7 protein-coding genes are annotated in these 17,424 nt (G+C 37.6%); 2 read left to right on the forward strand and 5 right to left on the reverse strand.

Annotated features, from left to right (window positions below):
- The first annotated feature begins 44 nt into the window (after positions 1 to 44).
- Entirely contained in the window at positions 45 to 2,699 is a 2,655-nt protein-coding gene (locus tag FLAVO9AF_RS11840) for a glucosidase (RefSeq protein ID WP_159688897.1), read from the forward strand.
- A gap of 140 nt (positions 2,700 to 2,839) precedes the next feature.
- Here the strand turns inward: FLAVO9AF_RS11840 and FLAVO9AF_RS11845 are convergent, their stop codons facing one another.
- The gene (locus tag FLAVO9AF_RS11845) at positions 2,840 to 3,682 is read right to left on the reverse strand and encodes a site-2 protease family protein (RefSeq protein WP_159688900.1); all 843 of its coding nucleotides are present in this window, start codon (positions 3,680 to 3,682) and stop codon (positions 2,840 to 2,842) included.
- 74 nt (positions 3,683 to 3,756) lie between these two features.
- Between FLAVO9AF_RS11845 and FLAVO9AF_RS15705 the strand changes: the two genes are divergently transcribed.
- Positions 3,757 to 3,927: a hypothetical protein gene (locus FLAVO9AF_RS15705; RefSeq protein ID WP_236552315.1), complete on the forward strand. Its 171-nt coding sequence runs from the start codon at positions 3,757 to 3,759 to the stop codon at positions 3,925 to 3,927.
- Positions 3,928 to 4,045: 118 nt separating this feature from the next.
- On the opposite strand, the gene FLAVO9AF_RS11855 is transcribed toward FLAVO9AF_RS15705, so the two are convergent.
- The 4 genes from FLAVO9AF_RS11855 to FLAVO9AF_RS11870 all read right to left on the reverse strand — a co-directional run bounded on the left by FLAVO9AF_RS11855 (position 4,046) and on the right by FLAVO9AF_RS11870 (position 17,086).
- Complete coding sequence (locus FLAVO9AF_RS11855) at positions 4,046 to 4,963, reverse strand: hypothetical protein (protein ID WP_159688903.1); 918 nt, start codon at positions 4,961 to 4,963, stop codon at positions 4,046 to 4,048.
- Positions 4,964 to 5,092: 129 nt separating this feature from the next.
- Positions 5,093 to 6,484: a S9 family peptidase gene (locus FLAVO9AF_RS11860; RefSeq protein WP_159688906.1), complete on the reverse strand. Its 1,392-nt coding sequence runs from the start codon at positions 6,482 to 6,484 to the stop codon at positions 5,093 to 5,095.
- Positions 6,485 to 6,562: 78 nt separating this feature from the next.
- Positions 6,563 to 7,474, reverse strand: coding sequence for a type IX secretion system membrane protein PorP/SprF (locus FLAVO9AF_RS11865; protein WP_159688909.1), 912 nt, complete (start codon positions 7,472 to 7,474; stop codon positions 6,563 to 6,565).
- Positions 7,475 to 7,519: 45 nt separating this feature from the next.
- Positions 7,520 to 17,086: an Ig-like domain-containing protein gene (locus tag FLAVO9AF_RS11870; protein ID WP_159688912.1), complete on the reverse strand. Its 9,567-nt coding sequence runs from the start codon at positions 17,084 to 17,086 to the stop codon at positions 7,520 to 7,522.
- Positions 17,087 to 17,424 lie beyond the last annotated feature (338 nt).

The following is a 17,424-nucleotide window of genomic DNA, read 5'->3' on the forward strand; positions in this document are numbered from 1 at the left end:
AACCGTATTTCTATAAATTGCAAAAGACAAAAACAAATAGTGCTATGACAGAGATAGACGCAGAAAGAGCCCGATTACTCGAAAGAAAAGATAACAAAGGCTGGAAAAAATGGGGTCCCTATTTGACTGAAAGGCAATGGGGAACTGTTAGAGAAGATTATTCTGCCAATGGAGATGCTTGGAATAGTATTACTCACGATATGGCGCGTTCCAAAGCCTATCGATGGGGAGAAGAAGGCATAGGTGGCATTTCAGACAATAAACAACACATTTGTTTCGCTTTGGCATTTTGGAACCATCACGACAAAATTCTTAAGGAACGTTTTTTTGGTCTTACCGGAAACGAGTCCAACCACGGAGAAGACGTCAAAGAAATTTATTATTACCAAGACGCTACGCCTACGCATTCCTACCAAAAAATGCTGTACAAGTATCCACAGGCGGCATTTCCATATGAAAAGTTAGTCAAAGAATCCAAAAAGCGCAATCGCCAGCAACCCGAGTACGAACTTTTGGATACAGGCATTTTTGATAAAGATGCTTATTTTGATATTAGCATTGAATATGCCAAAGCCGATCAGCAGGATATTTTGATTCAAATTACTATAGAGAATCACTCAGATTTACCTGCACCTATAACGGTTTTACCTACTATTTGGTTCCGAAATACTTGGTGCTGGGGCTATGACAATTACAAGCACAAACCTTCTTTGGTTGGCAACGGAAAGTCAGTAATTGAAGTCAATCATCGTGTGGTGGGGCATTATACTTTGTATGCTGAAAATGCAGATGAACTCCTTTTTTGTGAAAACGAAACGAATTTTGAGCGTTTGTATCATTCGGAAAATTTGACTAAATATACCAAAGATGGTATTAATAATTATATCATCAACAAGAAAAAAGAAGCCGTTAATCCTAATAAAATTGGAACAAAAGCTTCGGCAAAATACGAACAACTTATTCCTGCCAAAGGGAAAAAAGTAATCCGTTTGCGTTTTACCAATCAAACGCCAAAAGCTCCTTTTGAAGATTTTGATGCTATTTATGCGCAACGTCTCAAGGAAGCCGATTTGTTTTATGATAGTTTGCAAAAAAACATCAAAGAGAAGCATTTGAAATCGGTACAACGTCAAGCTTATGCTGGAATGTTGTGGACCAAACAATGGTATTACTACAATGTTTATGAATGGATCAAAGGCGATCCTTCGATGCCTAAACCCGATGCGAATAGAAGTAAAGGAAGAAATAATGCTTGGAAACATTTGTACACTTCCAACATTTTGTCAATGCCTGATAAATGGGAATATCCTTGGTTTGCCGCTTGGGATTTAGCCTTTCATACTTTGCCTTTGGCACGATTAGATCCCGATTTTGCCAAACGTCAATTATCGGTGATTTTGAGAGAATATTATATGCATCCCAACGGGCAGATTCCTGCTTACGAATGGTCGTTCTCGGATGTAAATCCTCCCGTGCACGCTTGGGCAACTTGGAAAGTGTATGCCATTGATAAAGAAATGAATGGTGGTAAAGGCGACCGTGTTTTCTTGGAACGCATTTTCCATAAATTGTTACTCAATTTCACTTGGTGGGTCAACCTGAAAGACGAAGGTGGAAACAATATTTTTGGAGGCGGATTCCTTGGAATGGATAACATTGGTGTTTTTGACCGTTCGGCAGCTTTACCAACAGGCGGTCATTTAGAACAAGCCGACGGAACGGGTTGGATGGCAATGTATAGCCTGAATATGTTGCGAATTGCTTGTGAAATTGCGATTGAAAATCCGGTGTATCAAGATATGGCTTCTAAGTTTTTTGAACACTTTTTGCATATCGCTGGTGCTATGCAAGCCATTGGTGGAGACAAATTGAATCTTTGGGACGAAGACGATCAGTTCTATTATGATATGTTGCATAAGGAAAATGGCGAAGCCGAATTGCTCAAAGTGCGCTCGATGGTTGGATTGATTCCGCTTTTTGCTGTTGAAGTTTTAACCCCAGAATTATTAGATCAGTTGCCAGATTTCAAGCGTAGGGTGGAATGGGTTATTTCAAACCGACCAGATTTGGCGGCCTTAGTTTCAAGTTGGTACAATCCCGGAAAAGGAGAGAGCAAGTTATTGTCTATTCTGCGTGGGCACCGAATGAAGATGATTATGAAACGTATGTTCGATGAATCGGAGTTTTTGTCTGATTTTGGTGTTCGTTCGTTGTCTAAATTTCACAAAGAACATCCCTATCGATTTACCTATGATGGTGGAACCGTTCAAGTAGATTATACACCTGCCGAAGCTACTGGAGATATGTTTGGAGGAAATTCCAATTGGCGAGGTCCGATTTGGTTTCCAATGAACTATTTGATTTTGGACTCACTCGAGAAGTTCTGTAACTATTACGGAAACGATTACAAAGTAGAGTTTCCAACGCATTCGGGAGTAATGATGAATATAAAAGATGCAGCTGATGGCGTTGCGAATCGTTTACTCTCACTTTTTGTTCCTAATAAAGAGCAATTTATACCAATGTATGGGCCTTATGAAAAGTTTCAAAAAGACCCCAACTTCAATTCGAATCATTTGTTTTTTGAATATTTTGATGGCGATACCGGAAAAGGATTGGGCGCCAATCATCAAACAGGATGGACGGGCCTCATAGCCGAAATTATTCATCATTTGAATAACGATTCGGAACAAATTTAAATGTAGAGTACTATTTCCTCCGAGATAGTACTCTTTTTTTTCGAGTTAAAATTTAGGCTCGGAATAAATGAACTCTCAGATTCGAAATCAATCCTTTATCTTGAATTTAAAATTGAATGATAGACGTTGTGGTTTAAGCTCTAATCAATAGCTAGACTTTTCCATATCCCTTTTGGAATGAGTGTTTGATAATTCAGTAAGTTATTTTTAAGTAAAGTGGCTTTTTCTGTGTTTTGATGGTCTTTGTAGTAAGCGTATTCAAAGAAGAAACCCCAAAATTGGACCACAGGTTCAGTATCGGTTTGAATCAATTGAAGTTTATTGATCTCCAAATTCTTGGCATTTTGATCTAATAACATTTGGAAGGATGCTTGCAAAAGCGCTAATTCTATTTCGCCAACTTTGCCTTTGTTCAACAAACGCTGCAATCTTTTTCTATCCGTAAAAAAAAGACCAGATTTTGACGGAATGGTAGTAGCAAAAAAAAGTGCAATTGAAATGAGGCCAACTATTCCATTGAAACCATTCCAAGCGGAATCAAAGTAATAAAAAAGAAAAAGAAAAACACCACCAAAAAGCAATGAAAACAAGGGTCCGGCACCCAAAATTCTTGCAAATTGTATCTTTAAATTACCCTCTAAATTTATTGGTGAAGTGGCAGAAATACCACCAAAGTATTGCATTTCTTTGTTGAAAAATAATCGTACTCGCTGGTTTTCTCTTTTTAAACCAAAGAAAGCCACAACAAACAATTGTAATTGGTGTTTTTGCAAAAGTCCTGCTGTTAAATGTCCTAATTCGTGCAAAGCAATAGCAAAAAACGGACCCACTAAAAGTGAAACAAAAAAAGCAAAAGTTTCAAAATCACCTTTTGGATAGAATTTCATAAGGAGTTCTTTGGGAATGAAATGTAAAAAAGTAAACATTGCAATACCTCCAATTACCATCCCTAGTAACGATTCGATGATCATTTTTTTATTCATAACAGCACTGTTTTAGTTGTTGTTTGATTCGTTTTTAGTTAGTATTTATTTGAGTCAAACGTTACAACTAGGTTATGAAAAAGGGAGTTGGCACCTTACACATCAATAGCGTCATAAACCACAACTTTTTGCCAGAGATGCGAATACTTTTTGACGAAGTCTTGATGAATTGGGTGATCTTGATAGGTCTATGCCCATCGATTAGTTGTTCTTTGTCGGCAGAAGCATTGGGATTTTTATTTTAAAAAATACTCAAAAAAACAGGCAACATTTTGTATGGTAAAAGAAAGCGAAACATTTGACAAGATTTGAATTCTTCTAGAGGTAAGCTTCTTTTTGTTTTTGTCGAGACAGGACTCTATTTTACCATCTAAAATTGAGACTTGGGATAAAATTAAAAGTTTCGTTTGAAGCAAAAGGTGACACATGGCCTTTGTCGTGTTGCAAGTACACGCGACCTTGCGCAGAGATTTTTTTGGAGAACTTATAACTCAGTACACATTCAAAAGTATATCTGGGATACAATCTTGTGATGACAGGAAAAGGGCCATCATCAGGTAATCCTCTAAAAGGAGGTTTGAAAGGTTGTTGGTAGCTAAACATAAAATCAAAGTCAAGTTTTTTGTTCAAAATAGCATGCGAGCTGAGGTATACTTGAGCCCTAACATTTTTTCGAATCACATTAAACTTGTTGTCCATTTCATATAAATCTTTGATGTATTCTAAAAAAGAATCAGGTAAGGCTTGTATCGTTTCAATATCTTCATCGGTGAGCATACTCCATCGCTGAAATTCATAAAAAAAGCCAACTCCCGTATTGATTCGGAAATTTTTGGATCGTACCAATTTGATTGCTGCATTTGCACCCAGTTGTATGCGTTGCTTGAGCCCCTGATTTTCATCATATTGATAAAAAGAGAAAAGTTCTGGTGCAATGACTTTTTCTTTCAAATGATTGTTTTCTAAAAGGGTATGATTGAATAAATGAACATTAACACTTGCATAAAATCGGTTGTTGCTACTTGCACTTCCGGTGTAAAAACTATTGTAGCGGAGGTTACTGCCAAATGAATATAAGTGATGACTGTCTGGGTATAACAGCGAAACATCAGAATAAATAATTAAGTTTTTATCAGAATCTTTGGTATAGCTCATACTCAAAGAGGCGGTACCTTTTATGATTTTGGATTGCAAAGAATCGAGCGTCGTTTTTCTAAAATTACGAAGTTGCGCTTGTAAAAAGGTTGGAATTAATAGCAACAAAAGAAGTTGACGATTCATATTGCGGAGCGTTTCGCTAAATAGATTTTCTTAAAGTATTAAAATTACTAAAATTTATATTCTATTTCAATTCATTTCATAGAAAACAAAAACATCCAAACTCTTTCAACTACCTTTTTGGACTTTGCTTTAATTTTTTGATCCCCATTTCAAAATCCAGTTACTCATAGTGTTGAGTACTTTTGGCGCAATTGTTTGCTCAATTGTAGCATATTCAGCTACGGTTCCTGTTTTGGCTTCTTGAAATAAGTGGTTGAGGCCTTGAAGTTCCGTAATTGTTGCTTTTTTGTTACCCGCTTTTTGAAGTGAAGTTTGTATTCCTGCCAAATTCTCTGCTGATTTTACTTGAACATCCAAAGTGCCATTGAGTGCTAATACCGGAATTTTTATTTTGGACCAATAGGTATCAGGATTGAATTTTAAGAAATAGACATACCAAGGATTCGTTATCGAGTTGGTTTGTTGGGATACAAATTCATCGATTTGTGATTCAGTTAACCCTTGATTTTGGGTTGGTTTTTTGAATTCTTGTTTGATATAGTCTTTAAAATCTGCTTTTAAGTTATTGCCAGTGTAGTTTATGATATAAGCATATACTTTTTCATTAAAAGCAGTGGTTGTCGCAATTTGGTTGGCATTGGCTCCTTCGGCTTTCATAATCGATTGGCTTTGTAAGAGCATCATTCGGTCAATAGGAATACCTGGGCCTGCCATTGAAATAACAAATTGTACTTTTTTGTTGTGATTGGCTACCATTGGAGCAATTAATCCCCCTTCACTGTGACCAAGTATACCAATATTTTTATAGCCTTTGGAATAAAGAAAATCAACAGCGGAAGAGATGTCAGTGGCAAAATTGGCAGAAGTATCTTCTGGACCTCCTTTGCTAGATCCGCCAACGCCGCGATCGTCTAGTCGCAATACACCAATTCCTTTTTGGGCAAAATCATGAGCTATTACAGCAAAAGGTTGATGACCAAATAACGTTGAATTTCTATCTTGTGCACCAGATCCCGTAATTAGGACTACTACTGGAAAGGACTTTTTGTTTTTGGGCAATGTCAAAGTTCCCGCCAGGGTATTTTTATCTTTTGGATTTACAAAAGTTACTTCTTCAATAGGATAATCAAAAGGCGGTTGCGGTTCTTGAGGGCGAACAAGTGCTTTTGTTCCGGCTTTCATTTTGGTAAGGACTAAAGGAAAGGACGCACCGTTTTGGACAAAAGTTCCTTCAATAGCTGTACCGTTAAACAGACCACTATATTTCAAATTAAGATTTGGAGCACTTAGTTGTAATTCGTTGTTTACGAATGTAGTCTCTTTTACAGGAATTCCTTTGGCGCCTTGCATTGGACTGTCAAGCGTAGTTTGAAACGAATCTCCTTTTTTTTGAATATTAAAAATTAAAGGTAAAGATGTTCCTTGAATACTAAGACTTCCTTCCCAAGCTCCTTGAATATCTTGAGCAAAAATGGATTGAAAGCATAAAAAAAGAAGAAATAAAACGCTTTTTGTTTTCATAGAAACTTGTTTTAAGATTATAAGACAAGTTACATTTTTTTTAAAAAACAGAAATATATATATTGTGTTAAATCAAAACTAGAAAAAACGAGGAGTTACAATCTTTCCATTATTTTTGAAAATTTCATAACGAATTAAAATTTCGTGTGAACCAGAATTATAGTTTGCTAAATTGGTGGTTTCAAGGTCATATCCATAGCCAATGTACATTCCATTTGTTACTTGGAAACCAACCAATCCAGTCCATGCTGCGCTCCATCTATATGACATTCCAATCACAACTTTTTTCATAAATAAAAAATTTGCAGAAACATCAACTTGTAGTGGAGCACCTTCAACTAATTTTGTCAAGAAAGCAGGTTTGAATCTTATGTCATCGGATAAATCAAAGACATATCCTGCCATTAAGTAATAGTTAATCCTTTCTTTGAAAATGGCCACTTCATTATCGTCATAACGATTCGTTTGAATAAAATTGGGAACCGAAAATCCAATGTAGGCTTTGTCGGAATGAAAATAAATTCCCGCACCTATATTGGGTGTAAAAACATTTCTTAAGTTTTGAAATTGTGGATCACCTTGGTCAAGAGGATTGAGTTTGTTTATATTCAAATCAAATAAGTTAGCAGTAGCTTTCATACCAAATGAAAGTTTAAATGTTTCTGAGGTTGGAATCGTATATGATAAATCTGCAGAAATGGTATTTTCACTTGTGGGCCCTATTTCATCATTTACAAATGAAACACCTAGACCTAGATTACTATTATTTAACGGAGTATTTAATGATGCAGCATTCGTAGTAGGCGCTCCATCAAGACCTACCCATTGGGTTCGATGTAGCGCAAAAATACTCATAGCTCCACGACTTCCAGCATAAGCAGGATTGATATTAATGGTGTTGTACATATATTGCGTAAACTGAGCATCTTGTTGTGCATAACTAACAAACGATAATAATATCATAATGAAATTAATCAATCTTGTTTTCATAATAGATGTTTTTGACAATTGTTAAAATTTTATTATCACTCTAGTTTATCTGGATATGTATAAATAACCAGCTTTTTGATTGGTAACTCCACTGATAGGTTTGAAGTATTTAATCACATAATAATAAGTGCCATTAGGTAAATAATCATCTCTGTCGATAGTTATTGGTCCATTAGATAAGCCTTTAAACACTTTACTATTATTATTATACCCTTCAATTCTAAAAACTGGTTTTCCGTAACGATCATAAATTTCTACACTATTGTTAGGATAGTTTTCAATTCTTTCAATGATGAAAAGATCATTGTAATTATCATTATTTGGTGACATAGCATTATGAACTAAAATATCACAAGAGGTTGTACTATCATCAAAATCACAGGAATCTTTTATTACTACTTTTAATATAGCAGAGGAACAGTTATTTGGATTTAAAATATCACATACAGTATAAGTAATAGTATAGTTTCCTATTGGCGCGCCTATTGGTATGATTATTCTACCCAAATTATCAACCGTTAGACCACTCAGTCCATTTGAATCGGATATAGTTACCGATACTTTTGATATTGGAATAGGTAAATTATTTAGTTTATCATTTGACAAAACATCTAAAGAATCACCTTTTGATGAATTAATTGGGTTATTGGTAAAGTCATCATCAATGATTAAAAGTGTAAATGAATTTACTTTAACTAAAATTGTTTGAACGGAGCTACAACCAAATGTGTTGGTTACGGTGTAACTTATTAAAACATCTCCTGTAGCAATACCAGATACAAGACCATTTGATGAAACGGTGGCTATTGTGTTATCAGCTGAGCTCCACACTCCGCCTTTAGTTGAATTAGCTAATTGAGTAGTTGTTCCAATATTGATGGATGAATTTCCTGTTATTGATTCTAAAACAGGTGTTGGATTAGCGGTTACCGTTACGGGATCACTTACATCACTACCACAATTACTAATTGTATTTACTAAAGTATAAGTACCAGTATTGGTTGCGTTGAATGTTGCAGCTGTTGCACCAGCAATAGGGCTTCCGTCTTTGTACCATTGGTTTCCAGTAGGATTACTACTGGTAAGTGTCACAGACCCAGGAGCGCAGAAATTTGTAGGCCCACCTGCTGAAATAGTTGGTTTAGTTGGTTTAGCAGTAACGGTAATGTTTTGACTTACAACAGTAGTACAACCGCTAGAGTTTGCCACAGTATAGTTGATAGCAATCGTTCCGGGATTCACCCCTGTTACTACTCCATTACTATCCACTGTTGCAATACCAGTATTATCAGAAGACCATACCCCAGCAACAGTTGCATTGGTTAATTGTAGTGTTGATAACGCACATACAGTATTGGCTCCTACAATAGGATCTACAACAGGATAAGGATTAATAGTAACTATAATAGGAGTACTGAATCCGCTGATACATCCTGAAGTATTTACGGCTTCAACGGTGTAGGAACCGCTAGCAGTGGCAGTGTAAGAATTAGAAGTTACCCCTATAATTTCATTACCATCTTTAAACCATTTATTGACTGGAGAGGAGGTGTGTAAGGTTACGGTATCACTTCCACAAGCCGTTGTTGATTTAGCAACTTTAATAATTGGAATACTTGGAGTTGCATTAGCGGCTACCACAGTTGGATCACTTTCGTCACTAACACAATTAGTAAGTGTAGTTACCACCGTATACGCACCTGTATCTGTTGCGATAAATGTTGCAGCTGTAGCTCCAGAAATAGCAATACCATCTTTGTACCATTGATTTCCATTTGAATAGCTGCTGGTGAGAGAAACATTCCCAGGAGTACAGAAAGCCGTAGACCCACCAGCTGAAATAGTTGGTTTAGTTGGTTTAGCAGTAACAGTAATATTTTGAGTTACCACAGTTGTACATCCGCTAGAGTTTGCCAAGGTATAGTTGATAGCTACTGTTCCGGGATTTACACCTGTTACTAATCCGTTACCATCAACAGAAGCAATTCCAGTATTGTTAGAAGACCATACCCCAGCAGCAGTTGCATTGGTTAATTGTAGGGTTGACATTGCGCATATTGTTGTAGCTCCTATAATAGGGTCAACAACAGGATAAGGAGCAATAGTTACCACAATAGGAGTGCTGAATCCACTGATACATCCTGTAGGATTTACGGCTTCAACGGTGTAGATACCACTAGCTGTTGCAGTATAAGCATTAGAAGTTACCCCTTGAATTTCATTACCATCTTTAAACCATTTATTGGTTGGAGAGGAAGTGTGTAAGGTCACAGTATCCCCTTGACAAGCAGATGTGGATTTTGCTGCTTTAATGACTGGAATACTTGGTGTAGCATTAGCAGTTACCACAATTGGGCTGCTAACATCACTAGCACAATTTGTAAGTGTGGTTACCACCGTATAGACCCCAGTATCAGTTGCTGAGTACGTTTGATTAGTTGCGCCAGAAATTGCCACACTATCTTTGTACCATTGGTTTCCAGAGGCAGCACTACTGGTAAGTATCACAGACCCAGGAGCACAGAAAGCCGTAGGACCGCCAGCTGAAATAGTTGGTTGTGCTGGTTTGGCGGTAACAGTGATATTTTGGGTTACTTTAGTTGAGCAACCATTAGAATTTGTAAAGGTGTAATTGATAGCAACCGTACCCGCATTAACCCCAGTTACAAATCCGTAACCATCAATCGATGCAATACTATTATTGTCAGAAGACCATACCCCATTTGGAGTTGTATTGGTTAATTGTGTTTTTGACTTAGCACAAACTATTGTGGGACCAGCAATTGGATTCAAAACAGGTGTTGGATTTGCGGTTACCGTTACGGGATCACTTAAATCACTACCACAATTACTAATTGTATTTACTAAAGTATAAGTACCAGTATTGGTTGCGATGTACGTTGCAGCCGTTGCACCAGCAATAAGGCTTCCGTCTTTGTACCATTGGTTTCCAGTAGGATTACTACTGGTAAGTGTCACAGACCCAGGAGCGCAGAAATTTGTAGGCCCACCTGCTGAAATAGTTGGTTTAGTTGGTTTAGCAGTAACGGTAATGTTTTGACTTACAACAGTAGTACAACCGCTAGAGTTTGCCACAGTATAGTTGATAGCAATCGTTCCGGGATTCACCCCTGTTACTACTCCATTACTATCCACTGTTGCAATACCAGTATTATCAGAAGACCATACCCCAGCAACAGTTGCATTGGTTAATTGTAGTGTTGATAACGCACATACAGTATTGGCTCCTACAATAGGATCTACAACAGGATAAGGATTAATAGTAACTATAATAGGAGTACTGAATCCGCTGATACATCCTGAAGTATTTACGGCTTCAACGGTGTAGGAACCGCTAGCAGTGGCAGTGTAAGAATTAGAAGTTACCCCTATAATTTCATTACCATCTTTAAACCATTTATTGACTGGAGAGGAGGTGTGTAAGGTTACGGTATCACTTCCACAAGCCGTTGTTGATTTAGCTGCTTTTATAATTGGAATACTTGGCGTAGCATTAGCGGTTACTACAATTGGATTACTTTGGTCACTAGCACAATTGTTAAGGGTTGTTACCACGGTATACGCACCTGTATCTGTTGCGATATATGTTGCAGCTGTAGCGCCAGAAATTGCAATACTATCTTTGTACCATTGGTTTCCAGTGGCAGCACTACTAGTTAGCAATACAGACCCAGGAGCACAGAAAGCCGTAGATCCACCAGCGGAAATAGATGGTTTGGTTGGTAAAGCAGTAACAGTTACATATTCTGTTATTTCGGTTGCACAGCCGCTAGGTTGGTTGGCAAGGGTGTAATGAATCCCAACGGTACCCGCACTAACCCCTCTTACTAATCCGTTACTATCAACCGATGCAATACCACTATTGTCAGAGGTCCATACTCCATTTGGAGTTGCATTGGTTAATTGTAGGGTTGACATTGCGCATATTGTTGTAGCTCCTATAATAGGGTCAACAATAGGATAAGGATCAATAGTAACGACAATAGGAGTACTCTTTCCACTGATACATCCTGTAGGATTTGTAGCTTCAACGGTGTAGATACCACTAGCTGTTGCAGTATAAGCATTAGAAGTTACCCCTTGAATTTCATTACCATCTTTAAACCATTTATTGACTGGAGAGGAAGTGTGTAAGGTCACAGCATCCCCTTGACAAGCCGATGTGGATTTTGCTGCTTTAATGACTGGAATACTTGGTGTAGCATTAGCAGTTACCACAATTGGGTTGCTAACATCACTAGCACAATTTGTAAGTGTAGTTACCACCGTATAGGCCCCTGTATCAGTTGCTGTGTACGTTTGATTTGTTGCTCCAGTAATTAGTTTTCCATCTTTGTACCATTGGTTTCCAGAGGCAGCACTACTGGTTAGTAACACAGACCCAGGAGCACAGAAAGACGTAGGGCTACTAGCTGAAATAGTTGGTTGCGCTGGTTTGGCGGTAACGGTGATATTTTGGGTTACTTTAGTTGAGCAACCATTAGAATTTGTAAAGGTGTAATTGATAGCAATCGTACCCGCATTAACGCCTGTGACTACTCCGTTACCATCCACAGTTGCAATACCATTATTGTCAGAAGACCATACCCCATTTGGAGTTGCATTGGTTAATTGTAGGGTTGACATTGCACACACTATTGTGGGACCAACAATTGGATTCACAGTAGGAGTTGGATTAGCGGTTACCGTTACGGGATCACTTATATCACTAGTACAATTATTTAATGTGGTTACTACAGTATACGCACCAGTTAGTGCTGCGCTATAGGTTTGATTAGTTGCCCCAGAAATAATTGCCCCATTTTGGTACCATTGGTTCCCAGTAGGATAACTACTGGTAAGTGTCACAGTACTAGGAGCGCAGAAAGTTGTAGGCCCACCAGCTAAAATAGTTGGTTTAGTTGGTTTAGCAGTAACGGTAATGTTTTGACTTACAACAGTTGTACAACCGCTAGAGTTTGCGACAGTATAGTTGATAGCAATCGTTCCGGGATTTACCCCTGTAACTACTCCGTTACTATCCACTGTTGCAATACCAGTATTATCAGAAGACCATACTCCATTTGGAGTTGTATTGGTTAATTGTAGGGATGACATTGCGCATACAGTTGTAGCTCCTACAATAGGGTTTACCACAGGATAAGGATTAATAGTAACTACAATAGGAGTACTCAATCCGCTGATACATCCCGAAGGATTGACAGCTTCAACGGTATAGGAACCGCTAGCTGTGGCGGTATAAGAATTAGAAGTTACCCCTAGAATTTCATTACCATCTTTAAACCATTTATTGACTGGAGAGGAGGTGCGTAAGGTCACGGTATCACTTCCACAAGCCGTTGTTGATTTAGCTGCTTTTATAATTGGAATACTTGGCGTAGCATTAGCGGTTACCACAATTGGGTCACTTGTTTCGCTATCACAATTTGTACTGGTGGTTACCACAGTATATGCACCGGTATCCGTTGCACTATAGGTTTGAGCTGTTGCACCAGAAATAGCAGTACTATCTTTGTACCATTGGTTTCCTGAGGCAGCACTACTGGTTAGTAATACAGACCCCGGAGCACAGAAAGCCGTAGGGCCGCTAGCTGAAATAGTGGGTTTGGTCGGTAAAGCAGTAACAGTAATGGTGCCGGTTGCGTTTAACGAGCTACACCCTCCAGTTAAAGGAATACTGTAGTTGAAAACACCACTTGTAGTGGGAGTACCGGAAATTGTTACCGTATCGTTGTTCCAAAAAGCACTTACTCCAGCTGGTATCCCAGATGCTACTCCAATGCCAGTGGCGCCTGTTGTAGTATGAGTTATCGCATTTAAAGGACTATTGATACACAAGGTAGGACTACTCGAAGCTGTACCCACCGTATTGTTTGGGCTTACAGTAACTTCTTTGGTAACAATTGTAGTACAGCCACTAGAATTTGCTACCGTATATTTAATAGTTACTTTGCCTGGGCTAACCCCAGTAACTAGACCGTTTGCATCAACCGTTGCAATAGTCGCATCATCGCTTGACCAAATCCCATTGGCTGTTGTATTAGATAATTGTAGGGTAGCCGTAATACAAACATTAGCACTTCCTGGATCTGTAATGGTGGGTACTGTAGGCAAAGGATCTACTCCTAAAAAAGTAAAATAAAAAACACCATTGAGACCTTGCTGAGGTGTGGTAAAAGTTAATTCATCTTTATTTACATCTAATGTAACATTATATATTCTTACACGATTATTTACACCACTTTGACTTACTGTAAAATCATCATTGGCTACTTTCGTTATCATTTTGAAATCATGTACCCCTCCCGGTAAATTAATCCCTAATTTGGATAATTTTAAAGTAAAGGATACTATAGTCCCAGTTATTTCACATTTCCACACTCTATTTAATCGTACAGCACAAGCAGTTGCAGCCGGCATATTGAATGTGCCTGGTGGAGGTAAATTTGCTGTAGTAGTAGTCAAAGGAGCATTATTATGACCAATGACTATGAAATGCTTGTCCGCTAAAGTTGGATATTCCAAAATAATATTTCCCTTGCCAGATATGGGTGTACCATCTCCAAGACCTGAGTTGATGCTGTTTGATTTTCTCTGAGAAAGACCACTACCTGAATCTTTTCCAACACCAAAAATATCATACTTATAGACTGCATCTGCGGGATAAATAATTGTACCATCAGAAGCATAGTAATTAACAGTACTGACATTGTTTCCTAAAGAGATTGCGTATTTTAATGCTAAATAGGAGGAAACTTTGAGTCGATCCGTAGGATTTAGAGCGGTAGGATAAGTGATAATTTCAGCTACTTCTCCTCTAAAATGCTTCCATCCATCAATAGGGTTGGTACCTGCATTGTTTGTTCCTCCTATTCTTGGAGTAAAAGTGATACTAGAAAAATCAGCCCCTACCCCATCTGTTATGGATTGTTGATCTCCATTATAATAACCATTGGCTTTAGATGGGGCACTGGCGCTAACATCAAAATCAACCAATCCATACTTAGAGGATAATTCAGAATTCGTAAAATGACTATATTGCTGGTAAACACCATTTCCTACCCAAGCATCATTACTATTCACCCCTCCAAATAATGCAATTCCATAGACAGATCCAGGGGTAATAGAACCTAGAACGGTACCACCTTCTGTAGTATTCTGTTTTTTATAGACAGCAAATGCTTCAATAACAGTAATGTTATCACTACCGTCCAATCGATTCGATGGGTTTGATCCTATCGCATCGGTATTATTAAATGAAACCGATGGGTTAAAATTAATAGCATTGTTTGCAAAACCAATTGTACCTGAATTTGTAAACGTATTTATATTTGTTTGATCTACCCAATTGGTCAAATTTGCGCCACTATTGGTCACCCCTTCGTTGGCTTTTAACCAAAGACTGGCACCCAATACACCCGGGCCTGTTGGAATAAGTACTTTTGAGAGGATAGTAAACACAGCATTATCTGGTAAAGTAACAGCATTGAAGGTTACAACATTATTCGCGAAAGAATTGGCATCTATGCTTACTGTACTATTTGAAAAATCACCATCACCATCCGTATCGATTAGTAATTTAAAATCACTGCTAGTTGTGCCGGAAAGGGCAAGACCAAGAGTGTTAAAGGTTAATGAAATAGTGCCAACACCGCCAGTACTTTTCACTTTCCACTCTCTAATTAATCGTTTAGAGTCCTTAAAAGCGGTTGGCAAATCGGTGCGTTGTTCCGTTAAAGCGCCATTATCATGACCCACCAATAAAAAATCAGTATCGTCTAATGAGGAAGGATTATTCATTACAATATTCCCTTTTCCTGATTGCCCTGCACCATTACCACTACCCGAATTGATACTATTACTGCTCGTTTGATTCAAACCAGTACTAGTATCTTTCCCAATCCCAAAAATATCGTATTTGAATGTAGCATTAGCCGCCCAAATCTCGGCATAAGATGAACTTCTGTAAGATAAGGCATTGGTATTGTTACCAAGACTAATACCGTATTTTAAAGCCAAATAGGAGGTTAGTTTTTCTCTCTCTTGAGGGGTTATAGCTGTTTGAAACGTTATGATTTCGGCTATTTGTCCATTAAAAGCACCCCATCTTGAATCATTTGTGCCCCTTATAATTGGAGTAAAATCAATGGAAGTAAAATCCACACCTGTTGAATTAATGGGACTGATAGGTACCCCATTTATAGAGACTTGTGAAGTAGTTGTGGAATAATCTATTTGACTGATTGAAAATGTTGAAGTAGTAGGATTTATATAATTTTGAGACCCAACATTTGATGAATGGTAAGTCTTCGTATCTCCATTATTTCCGCCAAATACTACTTTATTACTACTTGCAGTTGGATCGCCCATAAGGGTACCTCCAGCTGTTTGAGAATACACCACTATGGCTTCTTGAACAGAAAGAGGCTGATTACCCGTTATATTGTTTGTTGGAATAGTTCCTGCAGGAGTAGTATTGCTTATAGAAACCGTAGGATTAAAGTTAAGCGCATTAGTGTTATACCCGATTGTTCCATTAATATTATAAATATTTGGAGAGACCTGATCTAGCCAATATCTTAAATTTGCTCCGTTTGCATTTGCTCCTGCATCGGCTCTAAGCCATAGTTTAGAATTGGCAACTCCTCCAGGATTTGATGGGGTTCTAAAATCAAGAAATAGGTTGTAGGGGACTGCTTCTCCATCGGGTTGGTATATCCTAAAACGTATTGGGGTATTCGTTTTTAAATCTTGACTACCAGGATTATCTGAAACTACGATATACCCTGAACCTTTCAGAATTCCTGCTCCAACACTTGTATAATCTGGCTGTACTATTGTAAAAGGTGCACAATAGTCTTGTGGTCCAGCGGTAAATTCGGTATATTCAAATTGCCATTCAAAATCTTTTCCTAACCCATCTATAGTAAAATAGACAATACCGGGAACTTTTGGCGTAAACACCCAGAAATCGGATTCACTTCCAGTATCACTTGTACCTGTATATAATCCAGGGCCTGGTATTACAGTAACAGTATTACAATCATTATTGGGTTCTATTTCAGTACCTGTTGAAGAAGGTGTGGTAGGAACCCCAGTACCCGTTAAGGGGTCCGAAGAGTTGGTAAATGATATGGTATAATTAATATCTCCTCCAGCGGTACCACCTGTTGTGTTATTGATTTCCAAAACAATATAGAGTAATTTCCCTTGTGATGAAGCTTCTGGCCAATTAAATGGAGTTGGATTTCGGCTATTTAAAGCTGCACTCGTCCTAAAGGAACAGGGATTAGTATTTCCAGCAGGAAATCCATCTTCAACAACATAATAGGTTCCACCTACTACACCACCAGATTGATCAGTCAAATTAATTGTCATACTCCCCGAAGCTGTTGAAATGGGAATAATCCAAAAATCGGATTCGTTTCCTGTAATCGTTCCCGAATAGGAAGTTGTTGTTCCTTTATCAATAAAATTTTTGATTGCCACGGCTTGCTGGCAATTGTTGTTTGGTTCAACTTCAGTTACTTGTGAAAAGGAAAAAGCGTAACATAGGGTAAGTAGTGTAACTAATAGATATTGTTTTTTCATAATCAATAAAGTATTATTTAATATGATTTCAAAAAAATTGACAAGGGGAAAGAGAAATGAATTATTAAATAAATAATAGTAAAAACTCTTTTAAAGTGAAATTTTTCATAATTATTTAAAAAACACACCAACATAATTTTATAGTTTATGTTAATAGATTGCCAAACTTTTTTAAAGGTAAAAAAAATAATAATACAAAAACTACAGAGAGTTTGTAATTTGCTGATTTTTAATGGTAAGTGGTTTTATAAAAAAGGAATTGGATAGCCTTTATTCAGAAAGTCATTTTTTTGAGAACAAGAGATTATAAAACGAATCTTAATATAATGAAATACAAT

It is taken from the genome of Flavobacterium sp. 9R (assembly GCF_902506345.1).
GTDB lineage: Bacteria > Bacteroidota > Bacteroidia > Flavobacteriales > Flavobacteriaceae > Flavobacterium.